At 71.2% G+C, this 19,202-nt stretch carries 15 protein-coding genes; 11 read left to right on the top strand and 4 right to left on the bottom strand.

Annotated features, from left to right (window positions below; all coding sequences use genetic code 11):
* Positions 1 to 348, bottom strand: coding sequence for an SCP2 sterol-binding domain-containing protein (locus TN53_RS03235; RefSeq protein WP_046256764.1), 348 nt, complete (start codon positions 346 to 348; stop codon positions 1 to 3).
* Between the two features lie 42 nt (positions 349 to 390).
* Here TN53_RS03235 and TN53_RS03230 point away from each other — a divergent pair, with 42 nt between their 5' ends.
* The 6 genes from TN53_RS03230 (at position 391) to TN53_RS03205 (ending at position 6,507) form a co-directional block, all read left to right on the top strand.
* Positions 391 to 696: a hypothetical protein gene (locus TN53_RS03230; RefSeq protein WP_046256763.1), complete on the top strand. Its 306-nt coding sequence runs from the start codon at positions 391 to 393 to the stop codon at positions 694 to 696.
* A 7-nt stretch (positions 697 to 703) separates the two neighbouring features.
* Positions 704 to 1,519 (top strand): TlyA family RNA methyltransferase, encoded by an 816-nt coding sequence (locus tag TN53_RS03225; protein ID WP_046256762.1) that lies wholly within the window; start codon positions 704 to 706, stop codon positions 1,517 to 1,519.
* Positions 1,516 to 2,421, top strand: a complete 906-nt coding sequence (locus TN53_RS03220; RefSeq protein ID WP_046256761.1) for an NAD kinase — start codon at positions 1,516 to 1,518, stop codon at positions 2,419 to 2,421. The genes TN53_RS03225 and TN53_RS03220 overlap by 4 nt, the downstream gene beginning before the upstream one ends.
* A 160-nt stretch (positions 2,422 to 2,581) precedes the next feature.
* Positions 2,582 to 4,300: a DNA repair protein RecN gene (gene recN, locus TN53_RS03215; RefSeq protein WP_046256760.1), complete on the top strand. Its 1,719-nt coding sequence runs from the start codon at positions 2,582 to 2,584 to the stop codon at positions 4,298 to 4,300.
* Positions 4,301 to 4,383: 83 nt separating this feature from the next.
* Complete coding sequence (locus tag TN53_RS03210) at positions 4,384 to 5,148, top strand: hypothetical protein (RefSeq protein ID WP_046256759.1); 765 nt, start codon at positions 4,384 to 4,386, stop codon at positions 5,146 to 5,148.
* Positions 5,149 to 5,370: 222 nt separating this feature from the next.
* A complete protein-coding gene (locus TN53_RS03205) occupies positions 5,371 to 6,507 on the top strand; it encodes a glycosyltransferase family 4 protein (RefSeq protein ID WP_046256758.1) in 1,137 nt (378 codons plus the stop codon).
* Here TN53_RS03205 and TN53_RS03200 read toward each other — a convergent pair.
* Positions 6,504 to 8,132 carry a PucR family transcriptional regulator gene (locus TN53_RS03200; RefSeq protein ID WP_046256757.1) on the bottom strand — a complete coding sequence of 543 codons (1,629 nt, stop codon included), beginning with the start codon at positions 8,130 to 8,132 and terminating at the stop codon, positions 6,504 to 6,506. The two genes, TN53_RS03205 and TN53_RS03200, sit on opposite strands and share 4 nt — an antisense overlap.
* A gap of 80 nt (positions 8,133 to 8,212) precedes the next feature.
* Here TN53_RS03200 and TN53_RS03195 point away from each other — a divergent pair, with 80 nt between their 5' ends.
* A complete protein-coding gene (locus tag TN53_RS03195) occupies positions 8,213 to 9,166 on the top strand; it encodes an LLM class F420-dependent oxidoreductase (protein ID WP_046256756.1) in 954 nt (317 codons plus the stop codon).
* A gap of 28 nt (positions 9,167 to 9,194) precedes the next feature.
* Here TN53_RS03195 and TN53_RS03190 read toward each other — a convergent pair whose 3' ends face one another.
* The gene (locus TN53_RS03190) at positions 9,195 to 10,577 is read right to left on the bottom strand and encodes an FAD-binding oxidoreductase (RefSeq protein ID WP_046256755.1); all 1,383 of its coding nucleotides are present in this window, start codon (positions 10,575 to 10,577) and stop codon (positions 9,195 to 9,197) included.
* 138 nt (positions 10,578 to 10,715) lie between these two features.
* Positions 10,716 to 12,518: a glycoside hydrolase family 15 protein gene (locus tag TN53_RS03185; protein ID WP_046256754.1), complete on the bottom strand. Its 1,803-nt coding sequence runs from the start codon at positions 12,516 to 12,518 to the stop codon at positions 10,716 to 10,718.
* 513 nt (positions 12,519 to 13,031) lie between these two features.
* On the opposite strand from TN53_RS03185, the gene TN53_RS03180 reads away from it, so the two are divergent.
* From TN53_RS03180 to ald, 4 genes are all read left to right on the top strand, one after another.
* Complete coding sequence (locus TN53_RS03180) at positions 13,032 to 14,681, top strand: CTP synthase (RefSeq protein WP_046256753.1); 1,650 nt, start codon at positions 13,032 to 13,034, stop codon at positions 14,679 to 14,681.
* Between the two features lie 83 nt (positions 14,682 to 14,764).
* Positions 14,765 to 15,391: an NUDIX domain-containing protein gene (locus tag TN53_RS03175; RefSeq protein WP_046256752.1), complete on the top strand. Its 627-nt coding sequence runs from the start codon at positions 14,765 to 14,767 to the stop codon at positions 15,389 to 15,391.
* A gap of 161 nt (positions 15,392 to 15,552) precedes the next feature.
* Positions 15,553 to 17,616, top strand: a complete 2,064-nt coding sequence (locus TN53_RS03170; protein WP_046256751.1) for a tetratricopeptide repeat protein — start codon at positions 15,553 to 15,555, stop codon at positions 17,614 to 17,616.
* A gap of 135 nt (positions 17,617 to 17,751) precedes the next feature.
* Positions 17,752 to 18,876 carry an alanine dehydrogenase gene (gene ald, locus TN53_RS03165; protein WP_046256750.1) on the top strand — a complete coding sequence of 375 codons (1,125 nt, stop codon included), beginning with the start codon at positions 17,752 to 17,754 and terminating at the stop codon, positions 18,874 to 18,876.
* Positions 18,877 to 19,202: the final 326 nt, after the last annotated feature.

Genomic DNA, 19,202 nt, shown 5'->3' with positions numbered 1-19,202 from the left:
CTACAGGAGTTTCCTCAGCTGGAGCAGGTCGCGCAGGCCTGCCTCCAGCTTGACCCGGCCCGAGCCCCAGGCCTTGGCGAAGTTCAGCTCGCCGTCGACCAGGGCCACCAGATCGTCGCCCTTCATGGTCAGTCTGATCTGGGCCTTCTCGGGAGGAGGGCCCTGGACCGTGTCGTGCACCACGATCCGGCCGCCCGTCATCCGGCCGACGAAGGTGGTGTCGAGGTCGGTGATCCGGCAGCTGACCGAGCGGTCCATGGTCGCCGCCGTGCGGACGTCCCCCTCGGTGCGCTGCATGGTGTCGGAGAGCTTTTCGAGTGCGGCGCGGCACTCCTCGATCGTGGCCATCGAGATCGACGGTACCCCAGCCCTTCGGGGTAGCGTCTGGGCATGAGCGACGCAGCACCGGAGACGCAGACCCTCGAGGAGGCGGTGGCGCCGGAGCCCGGACCCGCCGCCCCGGCCCCGCTGGACGTCTCCCGCACCCCCACCGGCAACGCCGAGGTGGACGCCCACCTGGAGCGGCTCGGCGACGCCGACCACCTCGCCACCGACGGACACGTCGAGGTGTACGAGGATGTACACCGGGGGCTGCGCGACGCGCTCACCGCGCTCGACGTCCGCCCGGGACCTCCGGCGCCCCCATCGTCGTATGAGCAGAGGGCGCCTTCACCCTCGTATGGCAATAGGAGCTGAACCGAACGTGGCAGGAGTCGCACGCCAACGTCTCGACGCGGAGCTGGTCCGGCGGAAGCTCGCGCGCTCGCGCGAGCACGCCAGCCAGCTGATCGCCGCCGGGCGGGTCAGTGTCGGCAAGACCGTCGCGACCAAGGCGGCCACGCAGGTGGAGACCGCGGCGGCGATCGTGGTCTCGGACGACGACGGCGATCCCGGTTATGTGTCCCGGGGTGGGCACAAGCTTGCGGGCGCGCTGCAGGCGTTCGTACCGCGGGGGCTCGTCGTCAAGGGGCGGCGGGCGCTGGACGCCGGTGCGTCCACCGGCGGGTTCACCGATGTGCTGCTGCGGTCGGGGGCCGCGCACGTCGTCGCCGTCGACGTCGGGTACGGGCAACTCGCGTGGACTCTTCGGAGCGATGAACGCGTCACCGTCAAGGACCGTACGAACGTACGCGAGTTGACGCTTGAAGCGATCGATGGGGAGCCCGTGGATCTTGTAGTGGGGGATCTGTCCTTCATTCCGCTCGGGCTGGTGCTGCCCGCCCTGGCGCGGTGCGTGAAGCCGGACGCCGATCTGGTGATGATGGTCAAGCCGCAGTTCGAGGTGGGGAAGGAACGGCTGGGCAGTGGGGGAGTCGTACGGAGTCCGCAGCTGCGGGCGGAGGCCGTGCGTGGAGTGGCCGAGAAGGCATGGGAACTCGGGCTCGGGGTGAAGGGCGTCACGGCAAGTCCGTTGCCCGGGCCCTCGGGCAATGTCGAATACTTTCTGTGGCTGCGTGCCGGGGCGCCTGTCCTGGATCCGGCCGACGTTGACCGTGCAGTGGCGGAGGGGCCCCGTTGACACAGAACCGAGCTCGTACTGTTTTCCTGCTCGCCCACACCGGCCGGCCCGCGGCCATTCGCAGCGCCGAGCTGGTGGTGAAGGGGCTGCTGCGTGAGGGCATCGGCGTACGGGTGCTGGAGTACGAGGCCGCCGATCTGCCGTTGCCGGACGAGGTGGAGCTGGTCAAGGAGGCGACTCCGCTGTGCCTTGACGGGTGCGAGCTGCTGATCGTGCTGGGTGGGGACGGGACGCTGTTGCGGGGGGCCGAGTTCGCTCGGGCTTCCGGGGTGCCGATGCTGGGCGTCAACCTCGGGCGCGTCGGGTTCCTCGCCGAGGCCGAGCGGGATGATCTCGACAAGGTCGTCGACCGGGTGGTGACGAAGGCGTACGAGGTCGAGGAGCGGATGACCGTCGATGTCGTCGTGCACAGCAACGGGGACATCGTGCACACGGACTGGGCGCTGAACGAGGCGGCGGTGCAGAAGGCCGGCGCCGAGAAGCTGTTGGAAGTGGTGCTGGAGATCGATGGGCGCCCTGTGACGGGGTTCGGGTGTGACGGGATCGTGTTGTCCACCCCGACCGGGTCCACCGCCTATGCCTTCTCTGCCGGTGGGCCTGTGGTGTGGCCCGAGGTGGAGGCGTTGCTGATGGTGCCGATCAGTGCGCATGCGCTGTTCGCGAAGCCGTTGGTGACGTCGCCGGATTCTGTGTTGGCTGTGGAGGTTCTGCCACACATTCCGCCGGGGGTTCTCTGGTGTGACGGGCGGCGGACCGTTGAGCTGCCGCCCGGGGCCAGGGTCGAGGTGCGGCGGGGGGCTGTGCCGGTGCGGTTGGCTCGGCTGCACCACGCTTCGTTCACTGACCGGCTGGTGGCCAAGTTTGCGTTGCCCGTCTCCGGGTGGCGGGGGGCGCCTCACTAGCCATCTGTGGGGGCGTTCGGGGAGCGTCGGCGGGTGCGGGTGGATTGTGGTTGCTCGCGCAGTTCCCCGCGCCCCTTCGGGGCGCTTCCCTCCCCCGGGTGACAGGGTGCCTCGCACTTGGCTGCCCTTACCTCGTAAGGTCTTCACCGTGCTGGAAGAGATGCGGATACGGTCGCTCGGAGTCATCGACGACGCCGTCGTCGAGCTGTCGCCCGGGTTCACCGCTGTCACGGGTGAGACGGGTGCGGGCAAGACCATGGTGGTCACCAGCCTGGGGCTGCTGCTCGGTGGGCGGGCGGACCCGGCGCTCGTGCGGATCGGGGCCGAGAAGGCGGTCGTGGAGGGGCGGATCAGCGTTCCCGCGGGCTCCGCGGTCGTGGTGCGGGCCGAGGAGGCCGGGGCCGAGCTCGATGACGGGGCGCTGCTCATCAGCCGTACCGTTTCCGCCGAGGGGCGGTCCCGGGCGCATGTGGGTGGGCGGAGCGTGCCCGTCGGCGTGCTGGCCGAGCTCGCCGATGAGCTGGTGGCGGTGCACGGGCAGACGGATCAGCAGGGGCTGTTGAAGCTGTCCCGGCAGCGGCAGGCGCTCGACCGGTACGCCGGGGACGCCGTCGCCGTGCCGCTGGCCAAGTACACCGAGGCCTATCGGCGGCTGCGGGCCGTGGCCGTGGAGCTCGACGAGATCACCACGCGTGCGCGTGAGCGGGCCCAGGAGGCCGACATGCTGCGCTACGGCCTCGACGAGATCGCCGGCGTCGAGCCGCGTGCCGGGGAGGACGTCGAACTGGCGGAGGAGGCCGAGCGGCTCGGGCACGCGGAGGCTCTGTCGTCCGCCGCCACGGTCGCGCACGCCGCTCTCGCCGGGAATCCCGAGGACCCCGAGGGCATCGACGCCGCCACGCTCGTCGCGGGCGCTCAGCGGGCCCTGGAGGCCGTACGGTCGCACGACCCGGCGCTGGCCGCGCTCGCCGACCGGATCGGGGAGATCGGGATCCTGCTGGGCGATGTCGCGGGGGAGCTGGCGGGGTACGCCGACGACCTCGACGCCGATCCGCTGCGGCTGGCGGCCGTCGAGGAGCGGCGGGCGGCCCTCACGGCGCTCACGCGGAAGTACGGCGAGGATGTCGCCGCGGTGCTGGCCTGGTCCGAGCAGGGGGCCGCGCGGCTCACCGAACTCGACGGCGACGACGAGCGGATCGACGAGCTGACCGCCGAGCGGGACGCGCTGCGGGCGGAACTGGGCGGGCTGGCGCAGGCGTTGACGGATGCGCGTTCGGAGGCGGCCTCGCGGTTCGCCGCCGCCGTGACCGCGGAGCTGGCCTCGCTCGCGATGCCGCACGCGCGCGTGTCCTTCGACATCCGGCAGACCGAGGATCCGGAGGGTGTCGAGGTCGGCGGGCGAGCCGTCGCGTACGGGCCGTCCGGTGTCGACGAGGTCGAGCTGCTGCTCGCTCCGCATCCCGGGGCGCCGCCGCGGCCCATCGCCAAGGGCGCGTCCGGTGGTGAGCTCTCCCGCGTGATGCTCGCCGTCGAGGTCGTGTTCGCGGGGACGGATCCTGTGCCTACCTATCTCTTCGACGAGGTCGACGCCGGCGTCGGTGGCAAGGCCGCGGTCGAGATCGGGCGACGGCTCGCCAAGCTGGCGAAGTCCGCGCAGGTCGTGGTCGTGACGCATCTGCCGCAGGTGGCCGCCTTCGCCGACCGGCAGTTGCTGGTCGAGAAGACCAACGACGGTTCTGTCACGCGCTCCGGTGTGAAGGTCCTCGAAGGCGAGGAGCGGGTACGGGAGTTGTCCCGGATGCTCGCCGGACAGGAGGACTCGGAGACCGCGCGGGCGCATGCGGAGGAGTTGCTGGAGGCGGCTCGGGCGGACGCGTAGGGCTCTTTGCGCAGAGGGCTCCTCACGCGCAGGGCGTTTCGCGCACAGGGCCCTTCAAGGGACGTGCGGACTAGGGTGGCCGGATGACCAGCCGCCCCGTCTCCCTCGCTCTCGCCGCCGTCCTCACCCGCGCCGCCGTCGGCGCCCTGCGGGCCCAGGCTCCTGGCGGACGTGACCGTTGGGAGCGGAAGAACTACGCCGGGCGCCCCGTCGAGCTGTACGCCGGCCCCGCCTCCGCGGCGGGCGCCGCGCTCGTCGCCGCTCGCGTCCACCCCGCCGCCGGGCTCGCCGTGGCTGCCGCCGGGGTCTGTGGGGCGTACGACGATGTGGCCGGTGCCGACGACCCGCGCCGTGGCTTCCGTGCGCATCTCTCCGCGTTGCGGGAAGGCGAAGTCACCAGCGGCGTCGTCAAGTTGTTCGGCATCTCGGCCGCCGGGCTCGTCGCGGGGGCGTTCCTCAAGGAGCGGGCCGTCGACAAGGTACTGGCGGGGGTGGTCATCGCCGGGGCCGCGCACTTCGTCAACCTCGTGGATGTGCGGCCGGGGCGGGCGGCCGGTTCGGTGGTCGCGTTCGGGGTGCCGGGGATGCTGCGCAAGGGGCCCGGGGGAGAGTTGGCCGCCGCGGTCGTGGGAGCCGCCGCTGCCGTGCTGCCGGAGGATCTCGGTGAGCGCACGATGATCGGCGACACAGGGGCGCACGCGCTGGGCGCGGCTCTGGGCGCCGCTGTGGTGGCGGGCAACGGGCGGGCGGGTCTGGTCGCCCATGCCGCCGCTGTCGTGGCCGCTGCCGTGTACGGGGACAGAGTCAGTGAGGTCGCGCGATCGCTGCCGCTCGGGCTCCCCGAGTGACCTCGCTCGCTCCGAAAACGCCCCGTTTCTCACCCGTGTGAGTGACCCACTCCCTCTCCTCCCAGAACCCCCACACTCCCGGCGTTCCCGGAACACCCGTACGTGCTGGCATCCTTGGCCCAGAACGCAGTACGCGTAGGAAGCGCGCGGTACACCCCTCCGCTCGACACCTTCTGTACGTTTCCTCGTGACCGCCCGACCCGAACCAGGAGCCCCGGCCACGTGACCCCCGTGAGCAGCCACTCACCGCACGGCCAGTCGCCGCTGCGCACCGTTCAGGTGCTCGGCGGTGGCAACGCCCGCAGCAGCGCGCATGTGCGGTCCCTGGCCTCCGGGCTGGCCGCGAGGGGCGTGCGGGTGACCGTATGCGCCCCTGTCGACGCCGATCGCACCTACGACTTCAGCGGTGCCGGCGCCGAACATGTGCACGTGCCGCGCAGCAGCGACCCGGGGGCCGTCGCCGCGTTGCGGGCTGCCTGCGCGGACGCCGACCTCGTCCACGCACACGGGCTGCACGCCTCGTTCCGCGCGGTGCTCGCGCTCAGCGGGCGGCGGACTCCGCTCGTCGTCACATGGCACGACCGGGCACATGCCGAGGGCGCGCGGGCCCATCTGGTGCGACTGCTGGAGCGGCGGGTCGTGAAGGCCGCCTCCGTGGTCCTCGGGGCCAGTTCGACGCTGGTCGACCGGGCGCGGGCGACGGGTGCGCGGGACGCGCGGCTCGCCGCCGTCGCACTGCCCGGGGTCCGCAAGTCCGTGCGGCTCGAGGACCCCGATCGGCCGCGGCCCAAGGTGCGGGCCGAACTCGGCGCCACCGGGCGCCCGTTGCTGATGGCCGTCGGCTCCCTCGACAGCCATCGGGGGTACGACACCCTGCTGGACGCCTCGCGCGCGTGGCGGGAGCTCGACCCCGTGCCGCTCGTCGTGATCGCGGGGGAGGGGCCGCTGCGCGCGGAGTTGCAGCGCCGGATCGAGGACGAAGGGCTGCCGGTGCGGCTCCTCGGGCGGCGCGACGACGTGACCGAGCTGCTCGCGGCCGCCGATCTGGCGCTGCTGTCGAGCAGTTGGGAGTCCCGTTCCGTCCTCGCCCAGGAGGCCCTCCACGCGCGCGTGCCGCTCGTCGCGACCGACGTCGGCAGCATGCCCGAGCTCGTGGGCGACGCCGCCGAACTCGTGCCGTACGGCGACGCGGAGGCCCTCGCCGACACCGTCGTACGCCTTCTCGGCGATCCCGAGCGGTGCGAGGAGCTGCGGGCGAAGGGCGTACGCCAGGCTGCCACCTGGCCGTCCGAGGACGAGACCGTCGCCCAAGTGCTCAGTGTCTACGACGAGTTGACGCAGCCGCGGCCCCTCGTCTAAAGGACGTGCCGGCGGGCTCTCAGCGCCAGGCTCAACGCCAGTACCGTCTGCGGGTCGTCGAGGTCGGTGCCCAGCAACTCGCCGATGCGTGCGAGGCGGTTGTAGAGCGTCTGCCGGTTCAGATGCAGTTCGCGTGCCGTCTCCGCCTTGCGGCCCGCGTGCGCGAGGTAGGTCTCCAGGGTGGGCAGCAGCGGTGGCCTGGAGCGGTGGTCGTGATCGCGGACCGGGCCGATCGCACGGTCGACGAAGGCCGCGAGGTCCGGATGGTCGCGCAGCCGCCACAGCAGCAGGTCGATGTCGAGACGGCGGGCGTCGTACCAGGGCCGGTCCGACAGACCCTGCGCAGCGGTCGCCGTCTCCGCGGCGTGCCGCAGCCCCGCCGAAGCCGCCGCCCAGCCGCCCGCCACACCGACGACCACCACCGGCGGCTGTGCCCCCGGCCGCTGCATCCCGGCCCGCTCCACCCCCGCCCGCAGCGCCGCCGCGACCCGGTCCGCGACCGCCGCCCGCTCCGACTCCGAGCGCAGGCCCAGCAGCACCAGGACGCGGCCCTCGACCGGTCGTACCCCCAGCAGGACCGGAACCCCCACGGCGGCCAGTTCCTCCGACACCGCCCGCGCCAGCACCGCCCAGCCGCCGCCGGGGGACAGGGCGTCGCCGAGCCGCATCACCACCGGCAGCAACGGACTGGTTCCCGGTTTGAAGCCCAGCACGCGCGCCTGCGCGGGCGCGTCCTCGGCGGCGATACGGCCCTCGGCGAGGTCGGTCAGGAAGTCGCCCCGGCCCCGCGCGGCCAGCTCCTCCTCCTGCCGCGCCTGCATCAGCACCACGGCGAGGATGCCCGCGGCCCGCTCGGCCGCCATCCGGTGCACAGGGACGAGGGGAGCGCGTACGGGGAGCAGGACCAGCCGCGCCCGTACCGAACCCGTGCCCGGGCCGCCGCCCGGCACGTCCACCAGCACGGAACCGGCCGGCGGGGTGTCCTTGTGCTGGCTCCGCAGCCCCTCCCACACCTGGAGCGGATCCGCGCCCTCGGGGCCGGCCCCGGCGGCGTACAGCAGCTGGCCGTCGGTCGTCTCCAGGAAGACCGGGTTGTCGCTGAAGTCGGCCAGGATGCCCAGCACCTGGGGCACCCCGCCGCCCCCCAACAGGGCCTCGGTACAGCGGCGATGCACTTCCTCGGCCCGCTGGAGCAGGGCGTAGTGGCCGTTGACGATCTCGGTGTGGATCTCCTCCGTCACCGTCACGAACGGCACCTCGCGGTGCAGTTGGACCAGTGGCAGCCCGGTCGTGCGGGCCGTGTCGACCAGGGCCGCCGGAAGGCGGGTGAAGCGCGGGCCGAGTTCGACGACCAGGGCCGCGATGCCACGCTCGGCCAGGGTGCGGACGAACGCGCGCTGTTCGGCCGGACGGGTACCGAGCCCGTAGCCCGTGGTCAGCAGCAGTTCGCCACCCTTCAGCAGGGAGGCGATGTTGGGCACCTCACCCGCGTGCACCCAGCGCACCGGCCGCTGCAGCCGGTCGGCGCCCGCGAGGATCTCGGGGAGGCCGCTGCGCAGGCCGGGCAGCTCCAGCGCCCGCTGAACGGTGATACCGGCGCCCTGGCTGTCGAATCTGCTGTCCATGAGCCGGACGCTACCCGCGCGCGACCATCCAGGACATCACCGAGCGGTTGCGGGGACGATCACCGGGTACGCGCGCGTGCATGGACTTCAGCGTGGTGGCCGTGGCCCGGGAGGACGACAGTCCGGTCGAGGAGCCGGTGCGGGTGGCGGTGACCGCCGACCGGCTCGGGTACCGGGAGGTGTGGGCGGGGGAGGGGCCGACATGGGACTCCTTCGTCCTGGCCGCGGCCATCGGCGGCGCCACCGAGCGGGTCGCCGTGACGGCGGGGCCGGTGCCGGTGAACGTGCGCGACCCGTACTCCATCGCCCGGGGCGCCGCCTCGGTCGCCGCGGTCACCGGGCGCCCGGCCGGGGTGGCGCTCGGGACGTCCAGCAAGCGGGTGGTGGAGGGAGTGCACGGGCGGTCCCGCGTGCGACCCGCGGCGGTGCTGGAGGAGAGCGCCGAGGCCGTACGGCGTCATCTGCACGCCCTGCCCGGCGCACAGGTCGGTGCCTTCCGGCGCCGCCTGCCGGCGCCCGGCGGCCTCCTCACCGTGGCCGCGTTCGGCCCCCGCGCCATCGACACGGCCGCCGCGCACGCCGACCGCATGCTGCTGGACGTCGTCTCCCCGGAGCAGGTGCGGGAACTGCGCGGCGCGCTGGACAGGGCGGCCGAGAAGGCGGGCCGTACGCCGCCCGCGCTGGCCGCCTGGCTGCCGGCGGCTCTCGATCCGGCACCCGAGTCGCTCGCGCAGGTGCTGGGCAGCATCGCCGGATACCTGACCGTGACGGGCTACAGCGACGTCTTCGCCGACGCGGGGTTCGGCGAGGCGGTGGAGCTGGCCGCGTCCGGCGCCGACCGGGACACCCTGGTGCGGGCCCTTCCGCCGGAAGCCGCCGCCACGGTCGGCCTGGTCGGCGACCTGGACGCCGTACACGCGCGGATCGAGGCCTACGCCGAGGCGGGGCTCGACGAGATCGCCCTGGTCCCGGCGACCGCGGGCGACCCGGGAGGGCAGCGGACGCTGACGGCGCTCGCTCCCGACCGCCGCTGACCGGCCGCCCTCCGTCAGGCTCCGTAGCTCAGGCAGGTCTGATGTTGTGGTTGAAGCGGAAGACGTTGTCGGGGTCGAACTCTCGCTTCACCTCCGCCAGCCGTCGCGCGTTTTCGGGACCGAGGCCCGCCACGACCCGCTCAGTGCCCTCGTCGCCGATGAAGTTGAGGTAGACCGCGCCCGTGCTCCACGGCTGGGCATCGGTGCGGACGTCCCGTACCCACTGGACGACCCGCTCGTCGTCGGACGGGTCCTCCCACATCGCGAACGGGTGCACGGCCCATGGCGCGTCCCGGTAAGGCACCGGGTACTCGTGCGGACCGGCGGATATCGCTCCACCCAGCGGGAACAGCACGTGGATGCTGCCGGTCGGCACGGGCATGGACCGAGCCCGGGAGCAGAAGACGTCCAGGAAGTCGTCGGGGGCGCCGGTCAGGTACTCCGCCGACCAGCAGTTCCGCATCCCCGGCGGATCGTCGAGCATGCACTGGACGTCGGCGTACGGCATCGCCCCGACGATCTCCGCCTCGTGCGGCAGTGCGAGCAGCGGCTCGGCCAGCTTGCGCATGTCCGCCTCGGGGCCGGCGTACGTCAGCAGCGCGCCGCACAGCAGGGTGCCCTGCAGCTGAGGCGGGCAGAACTCCTCGGGCGGGCCGGTGAGGTAGATCACGCCGCCGCTCGCCTCGTCCGGGGCCACCGCGATCAGGTCGCGATAGGTGCGGGCGACCTCGGGGCCGTGCTCCGGGAGGTACAGCAGCAAGGCGATGGAGAACTCGGGCATTTCGTGCAGTTTCAGGGTGAGTGCGGTGGCGATGCCGAAGTTGCCTCCGCCGCCGTGCAGGGCCCAGAACAGTTCCGGGTTCTCGTCGGCGCTCGCATGGACCTTCGAGCCGTCCGCGGTGACCAGCTCGACGCCGAGCAGGTTGTCGACGGCGAGTCCGCACCAGCGATCCAGCCAGCCCGAGCCGCCGCCCAGGACGAAGCCGCCGACCCCGGTGGTGGACGCCCGCCCACCCGTGGTGGCGAGGCCGTGTGGCTCGCAGGCCCGGTCCAGGTCGCTCATCGTGGCGCCGCCCGCGATCCGTACCGCCTCGGTCGCGGGGTCGACGCCGACGGCACGCATGTGCCGCAGGTCGACGACCAGCCCCCCGTCGTTGAGCGCGCTGCCCGCCACACTGTGTCCGCCGCCGCGCACCGCGATCGGCAGGTCGAGATCACGCCCGAAGCGCACGGCCCGCACGACGTCGGTCTCGTCCACGCACTGGGCGATCACCGCAGGGCGGCGGTCGATCATGGCGTTGAAGACCGTTCGGGCCTCGTCGTAGCCCGGATCCCCCGGGGCGAACACGTCGCCGACCAGATCCTCGCGGAGCGCGGTGAGGGCCGCGCCCGCCTTCGAGAGGGAAGCCATGGCCACCCCTTCCGAGAAGGGATTTGTTCCATCTCAGCCTAGGCTGAGCGCCCCGAAGGGGCGCGGGGAACGGCGCGACCAGCCACCACGAAACCGCAGAGGACCGCGACGGCCTCCACGGCTTCTCCGGCGGAGCGTCTAGCCTCCGTACGCTCCCGACGCCGTCAGCCGCAGCGCGGTGTCGATGAGCGGAACGTGGCTGAAAGCCTGCGGGAAGTTGCCGACCTGGCGCTGCAGGACCGGGTCCCACTCCTCCGCGAGCAGCCCGAGGTCGTTGCGCAGGGCCAGCAGCTTCTCGAAGAGCTTGCGGGCCTCGTCCACGCGGCCGATCATCGCCAGGTCGTCCGCCATCCAGAACGAGCAGGCCAGGAAGGCCCCTTCGTCACCCGGCAGACCGTCGACGCCCTCGCTCTCACCCTCGGTCGGGTAGCGCAGGATGAAGCCGTCGGGCGTGGACAGCTCACGCTGGATCGCCTCGATGGTGCCGATCACACGCTTGTCGTCCGGCGGCAGGAAGCCCATCTGCGGGATGAGCAGCAGGGAGGCGTCCAGCTCCTTGGAGCCGTACGACTGTGTGAAGGTGTTGCGCTCCTTGTCGTAGCCCCTCTCGCACACGTCCCGGTGGATGTCCTCGCGCAGCTCGCGCCAGCGCTCCAGCGGGCCGTCCGCGTCGCCGGACTCGATGAGCTTGATGGTGCGGTCGACGGCGACCCACGCCATCACCTTGGAGTGCACGAAGTGCCGGCGCGGGCCGCGCACCTCCCAGATGCCCTCGTCCGGCTCGTCCCAGTGGTCCTCCAGGTAGCGGATGAGCTTGAGCTGGAGCAGGGACGCGTAGTCGTTGCGGGCCAGGCCCGTCATGTGGGCCAGGTGCAGGGCCTCGGTGACCTCGCCGTACACGTCCAGCTGGAGCTGGTGGGCGGCGCCGTTGCCGACCCGGACCGGGGCGGAGTTCTCGTAGCCGGGCAGCCAGTCCAGCTCGGCCTCGCCCAACTCCCGCTCGCCCGCGATGCCGTACATGATCTGCAGGTTCTCGGGGTCGCCCGCGACCGCGCGCAGCAGCCACTCGCGCCAGGCGCGGGCCTCCTCGCGGTAGCCGGTGCGCAGCAGCGAGGACAGCGTGATCGCGGCGTCGCGCAGCCAGGTGTAGCGGTAGTCCCAGTTGCGGACACCGCCGATGTCCTCGGGCAGCGAGGTGGTGGGGGCGGCGACGATCCCGCCGGTCGGCGCGTACGTGAGGGCCTTGAGTGTGATCAGGGAGCGGACGACGGCCTCGCGGTAGGGGCCGTGGTACGTACAGTGATCGACCCAGTCCCGCCAGAACTCCTCGGTCGCCTCCAGCGACTGCTCCGGCTCCGGAAGCGGCGGCGGCTGCTTGTGCGAGGGCTCCCACGAGATGGTGAACGCGATCCGGTCACCCGGGGCGACCGTGAAGTCGGAGTACGTGGTCAGCGACTTGCCGTAGGTCTCGCACTCGGTGTCGTACCAGACCGAGTCCGGGCCCGCGACGGCGACCGTACGACCGTCGTGCTTGTGCACCCACGGCACGACCCGGCCGTAGGAGAAGCGCATCCTGAGCGCGGAGCGCATCGGGACGCGGCCCGAGACGCCCTCCACGATGCGGATCAGCTGCGGGGCGCCGTCACGCGGGGGCATGAAGTCGGTGACCCGGACCGTGCCGCGCGGGGTGTCCCACTCGGACTCCAGGATCAGCGAGTCGCCGCGATAGGTGCGCCGGGCCGCGGTGGGCGGCTCCGCGTCGGCCGCGTGCGCGGGGCCCAGTCTCCAGAAGCCGTGTTCCTCGGTGCCCAGCAGACCGGCGAAGATGGCGTGGGAGTCGAAGCGGGGCAGGCACAGCCAGTCCACCGTGCCGTCCCGGCAGACCAAAGCCGCGGTCTGCATGTCTCCGATGAGTGCGTAGTCTTCGATGCGCCCGGCCACGTGCAACTCCAGTCGAACGGCCACGTCGCCCCCCCGAGGAAAAAAGGGGGCTGTCGCTCTTGCGGTCAAGGGGTCGTTGTAATGCGTCGTTGAGCGGTGAAGCAAAGCAGCCGTTCGGCTGCGAGGCAAAACGACAATCTTTACTCAACGAACTGACGAGCTCACGTTGTTCCGGTGCTTACGGGCGGGGGGTGGTGCCGTGTGGCCGGCCGGGCTCGGCAGGGAATGTCCGAGCAGGATACGACGCACGTAGATGATCTGTGTGCCGCTCCGGGCAACGCGGATGGGCCGATCGGGTGAGCAACGGGTGAGAACCATGAGACGTGTACGCGTCTGTGTCGACGCGTGCGCGGAGCGTGGCCGGAAGCCATCTCGCTGAGGCGCTGATACCCTGGTAGCCCGTGGACCGGTGGTGGATAAAACCCCCGACCGCAGCGACGGCGACGCCGGAGATCTCCGGTTGCCGCGCCGCCCCGCACCCCAGATCGCGACCACGGGAGCCCCGTCTTGGCCATGCCGCCGAAATCTACGACGACCAAGCACATCTTCGTCACCGGGGGTGTCGCCTCCTCTCTCGGCAAGGGCCTGACGGCCTCCAGCCTCGGCATGCTGCTCAAGGCGCGCGGCCTGCGCGTCGTGATGCAGAAGCTCGACCCGTACCTCAACGTCGACCCGGGCACGATGAACCCCTTCCAGCACGGTGAGGTGTTCGTCACCAACGACGGCGCCGAAACCGACCTGGACATCGGACACTACGAGCGTTTCCTGGACCGCGACTTGGACGGCAGTGCCAATGTCACTACAGGCCAGGTGTACTCGACGGTCATCGCCAAGGAGCGGCGCGGCGAGTATCTGGGCGACACCGTGCAGGTCATCCCGCACATCACCAACGAGATCAAGCACCGCATCCGGCGTATGGCGACCGACGAGGTCGATGTCGTCATCACCGAGGTCGGCGGCACCGTGGGTGACATCGAGTCCCTGCCGTTCCTGGAGACCGTCCGTCAGGTCCGCCACGAGGTCGGCCGTGACAACGTCTTCGTCGTCCACATTTCCCTCCTGCCGTACATCGGCCCGTCGGGGGAGCTGAAGACGAAGCCGACCCAGCACTCGGTTGCGGCGCTGCGGAACATCGGTATCCAGCCGGACGCGATCGTGCTGCGCTGTGACCGTGAGGTCCCCACCGCGATCAAGCGCAAGATCTCGCTGATGTGCGACGTCGACGAGGCCGCCGTGGTCGCCTGCCCCGACGCCAAGTCGATCTACGACATCCCCAAGACCGTGCACGGCGAGGGTCTGGACGCCTATGTCGTCCGCAAGCTGGACCTGCCGTTCCGCGACGTGGACTGGACGACGTGGGACGACCTGCTCGACCGCGTCCACAACCCCGACCACGAGATCACCCTCGCCCTGGTCGGCAAGTACATCGACCTGCCCGACGCCTACCTCTCGGTCACCGAGGCACTGCGCGCGGGCGGCTTCGCCAACAAGGCCCGCGTGAAGATCAAGTGGGTCACCTCCGACGACTGCAAGACCCCGGCCGGCGCCGCGGCGCAGCTCGGTGACGTCGACGGCATCTGCATCCCGGGCGGCTTCGGCGACCGCGGTGTGCTCGGCAAGGTCGGCGCGATCAAGTACGCCCGTGAGAACAAGATCCCGCTGCTCGGTCTCTGCCTGGGCCTGCAGTGCATCGTGATCGAGGCCGCGCGCAACCTGGCCGACATCCCGGACGCCAACTCCACCGAGTTCGACTCGGCGACCTCGCACCCGGTCATCTCCACCATGGCCGAGCAGCTCGACATCGTCGCCGGTGAGGGCGACATGGGCGGCACCATGCGCCTGGGCATGTACCCGGCCAAGCTGGCCGAGGGCTCGATCGTGCGCGAGGTGTACGAGGGCAAGGAGTACGTCGAGGAGCGGCACCGTCACCGCTACGAGGTGAACAACGCCTACCGCGCGGAGCTCGAGAAGAAGGCGGGCATCCTGTTCTCCGGCACCTCGCCGGACGGCAAGCTCGTCGAGTACGTCGAATACCCGCGCGAGGTGCACCCCTACCTGGTGGCCACGCAGGCACACCCTGAGCTGCGCTCGCGTCCGACGCGTCCGCACGCGCTGTTCGCCGGGCTCGTGAAGGCCTCGGTCGAGCGAAAGAATTCCAAGTAACACACCAGCTTGTACGGTTGCCGGGGTGCGTACCTTCAAGGTCGCACCCCGGTTTTTTTCTTGAACGTGTGGAAGGGCAGGGCATGACGATCAAGGACACCCCCGAGGAATGGGAGATCCGGGCGACGGAGACCCCCTTCGTGGGCAACAAGACCTCCGTCCGCACGGACGACGTGGTCATGCCCGACGGCAAGGTCGTCCGCCGCGACTACCAGGTCCACCCGGGCTCGGTCGGTGTCCTCGCCCTGGACGACGACGGCCGGGTCCTGCTGATCAAGCAGTACCGCCATCCCGTACGCCAGAAGCTGTGGGAGATCCCGGCCGGTCTGCTCGACGTGCCCGGCGAGAACCCGCTGCACGCCGCGCAGCGCGAGCTGTACGAGGAGGCGCACGTCAAGGCCGAGGACTGGCGGGTGCTGACCGACGTCTACACCACGGCGGGCGGCTGCGACGAGGCCGTGCGGATCTTCCTCGCCCGCGGTCTGTCGGAGGCCGACGGTGAGCGCTTCGAGGTCGAGCACGAGGAGATCGACCTGGAGTACGCGCGCGTGCCCGTCGACGAGCTCGTACGGGGTGTACTCGCCGGTGAGCTGCACAACAACTGCCTGGTCGTGGGCGTGCTTTCACTGATCGCCGTGCAGAACGGCGACGGCCTCGACGCCCTGCGGCCCGCGGATGCCCCATGGCCGGCACGCCCGTTCGAAGCCTGAACACACGAAGACCACCTGTGGTGTGACCATCGGCTGATCCGATCGGGCGACGTGTCCGCCGCGCTCCTCACGGAACGTTGCAGAGCGTGAACTAGGCTCTGAAACTGCCCGAACCGGAGTCCCGGCGGGCTTGCGCGTGCGGTGGGACGGGAGTGTGGCCCGTGACGGATCAGGCGGTGGACACAGGCGGCGTTCAGCTGTCGGTCGAGGGTCATTTCCTGGGCCGGACACGGGAGTTGAAGGAGCTGCTCGCCGACATCGAGCGAGCGGGCCTCGACACCCTCTCCGGGAAGAAGGCCCCCCGCGCGCGCGTGCTGCTCATCGCGGGCAGACCCGGCTCCGGCCGCACCGCGCTCGCCGAGGAGCTCGTACGGAAGGTCGCGGAGCGTTACGACGACGGAGTGCTGCGCGCCCGGCTCAGCGAGCCCGACGGCACCCCCGTCCCCGTCGAGCACACCGCCCGCGAACTCCTCGCCGCCCTGGACCTTCCGACGCCGGCCGGTGCCTCCGAGGACGACCTGACGGCAGCCCTCCGCGACGCCCTCGCCGACCGGCGCGCCCTGCTTCTGCTCGACGACGCGGTGAGCGCGGACCAGGTCGACGCCCTGCTGCCGGAGACCCCGGAGTGCCTGGTCGTGGCCGTTTCCAGCGGTCCGCTCACCGGTATCTCCGACGTCCGGCCCTGCACGCTCGGCGGCCTCGACACCAAGTCCGCCCTGGAGCTGCTGAGCCGCTCCACCGGCTCGGTCCGCATCACCGTCGACCCGCGGGCCGCGGAAGGCCTCGTCGAGGAGTGCCAGGCCCAGCCCGCCGCCATGATGCTCGCCGGCGGCTGGCTCGCCGCCCGCCCCAACGCCGCCGTCGCCGACCTCGCCAAGCAGCTGCACACGGAGGGTGACGAGGGAACCCCGCTCAGCCGCGTGTTCCGGTTCGCCTACTCCGCCCTGCCGGGCCCCGCCGCCCGGATACTGCGACTGCTCTCCCTCGCCCCGGCGGGCCTGGTCGACCCGCACACCGCCGCCGCCCTCGCGGGCTGCTCGGTGGGCGGTGCCCGCACCACCCTGGACGACTTCGTCGGACTCGGTCTGCTGCACGCCGTGGAGTCGCCGCTGCCGCAGTACGTGGTGCCGGGCTGTCTACACCCCCTGCTCAAGGCGCTCACCGAGACCCAGGACCGCCCCGGCGAGGTCCAGCTGGCCCGCGCCCGGATGCTGGAGCGGACCGTACGGCTCCTGCAGTCGTCCCGCGCGATCACCGAGACCGACAGCCCCGAGGCCCGCGAGAAGCTCCAGGGCATGTCCCGCTCCCTGCGCTTCCCCAGCCCCCGGGCCGCCGAGGACTGGCTGCGCATCCGCAGGTCCGCCCTGCTGGCCTCGGCCCGCCTGGCCGTCGCCGACGGGGAGCTCGACACGCTCGCCCGCCGTCTGATGTCCCAGCTGGTCAGGGCGATGGCCGCGCACTTCGGCACCCAGGCCGCGGCAGCCGACCTGTACGGCCTGCACCGGCTCGTGCTGGATGTGGCCGAGCGCCGGGAGCTGCCCCGGGAGAAGGCGGCGGCGCTGCTGAACCTCGGGGACCTGGACGCGCAGACCGGTCGCACGCAGGAGGCGCTGAGCCGGTACCGGGCCGCGCTGGACGCCGGGCGCGAAGCGAATGACCCGTATGCGACCGGTCGCGCGATGGAATCCGTAGGCGGCGTGCATCTGGAGCTCGCGGACTACGACCGGGCCGCCGACTGGTTCGGTCGCGCCCTGGCCCAGCGGCTGGCCCGGGACGAGCGAGCGGACGCGGCGCGGCTGTACGGCCGTATCGCCGCGGCGCACACCTATGCGGGCCGCTACGGCGAGGCGTTGCGCGGGTGGCGGGCCGCGGTCGCCGGGCACCGCAAGAACGGCGATGTGGCCGCCCACGCACGGGCGTTGAGCGAACTCGCGCGCGTCCAGGAGTACGCGGGGCGGCCCGAGGAGTCGCTGCGCACCTGCCAGGAGGCCGTCGAATGGGCGCGGCGGGCCGAGGACGTACGGCTGCAGGCCGCGCTCCAGTTGAGGCTGGCCGACACGTTGGAACACCTGGGCGATCCGGCCGCCGCGGGGCTGCACCGAGGGGCCGCCGAGCGGCTGCTGGGAGAGGAGTTTTCGGAGGCGGAACCGGAACCGGAACAGCCTGATCCTGCGAAACAAGGCCTTGACGCCTGCGAAATCAGTAGTGCATCCACTGAAGATTGATGCAATGAAAGGCTAGACAGCGGGAACACCTTCATTAGACTGGCTCTGCCGCACCTTCTCCTGCGGTGCATCCCGGTGTGCTCATGCGTGCCCGGGTATGTGTTGTATTGCCCCATACCCTCTGAGCCAAGGACCGTGATCGACGTGAAGGTCGGCATCCCCCGCGAGGTCAAGAACAACGAGTTCCGGGTGGCCATCACCCCCGCCGGCGTGCACGAGCTGGTGCGCCACGGCCACCAGGTCCTCATTGAGCAGAACGCCGGTCTCGGCTCGTCGATCCCGGACGCGGAGTACGTCGCCGCGGGCGCGCGGATCCTTGCCACGGCCGACGAGGTGTGGGCCACCGCCGACCTGCTGCTCAAGGTCAAGGAGCCCATCGCCGAGGAGTACCACCGCCTCCGCAAGGACCAGACGCTCTTCACCTACCTGCATCTGGCCGCCTCCAAGGAGTGCACCGACGCGCTCATCGAGTCCGGCACCACGGCGATCGCCTACGAGACGGTCGAGCTGCCCTCGCGCGCGCTGCCCCTCCTCGCCCCGATGTCCGAGGTCGCGGGCCGGCTCGCCCCGCAGGTCGGCGCCTACCACCTGATGCGCTCGGCCGGCGGCCGTGGCGTGCTCCCCGGTGGCGTGCCCGGCACCCAGCCCGCGAAGGCCGTCGTCATCGGCGGCGGCGTCTCCGGGTGGAACGCCACGCAGATCGCCGTCGGCATGGGCTTCCACGTCACGCTGCTCGACCGTGACATCAACAAGCTGCGCGAGGCGGACAAGGTCTTCGGCACCAAGGTCCGGGCGATCATGTCCAATGCCTTCGAGCTGGAGAAGGCCGTCCTGGACGCCGACCTCGTCATCGGCGCGGTGCTCATCCCGGGCGCCAAGGCTCCGAAGCTGGTCACCAACGAGCTCGTGTCGCGGATGAAGCCCGGAAGTGTCCTTGTCGACATCGCGATCGACCAGGGCGGCTGCTTCGAGGACTCCCGGCCGACCACCCACGCCGAGCCCACCTTCAAGATCCACGACTCGGTCTTCTACTGCGTCGCCAACATGCCCGGCGCGGTGCCCAACACCTCCACCTACGCGCTCACCAACGCGACGCTGCCGTACATCGTCGAACTCGCCGACCACGGCTGGGTCGAGGCGCTGCGCCGTGACGCCGCGCTCGCCAGGGGTCTCAACACCCATGACGGCAAGGTCGTTTACAAGGAGGTCGCCGAGGCGCACGGCCTGGAGCACGTGGAGCTCGAGGCCCTGATCGGCTAAGTCACCTTTTCGTAAAGGCGATACGTCAACAAGGCGCGTCAACCACTCACATGTGGCCGGACCTTGCCCGACAAGGTCCGGCCACATGTGTGTATGGTCACTTTGCGACGCTCGGTCAACTCGCCTCGAACGTAACCCTTTGGTCGATTCGCACACCGGTGAAACCTGCTGTGCGACGGCCGTACGCCCTTGACAGCGCGATGTTTGATTGCCGACACATCCTGCCGGGTCCGGCGGATTGTGTTGCTGTGAACACCCGACACGCCATAGAGTCGCCAACCGTCGGCATGGTGCCACGCTGACCTTGTCTAGAAGTTTCCTGGTCA

Origin of the sequence: Streptomyces sp. WM6386, assembly GCF_000972385.1 — a bacterium.
Taxonomy (GTDB): Bacteria; Actinomycetota; Actinomycetes; order Streptomycetales; family Streptomycetaceae; genus Streptomyces.
The sequence above is the reverse complement of the archived record's forward strand: the minus strand, read 5'-3'. Positions and strand labels throughout refer to the sequence as shown.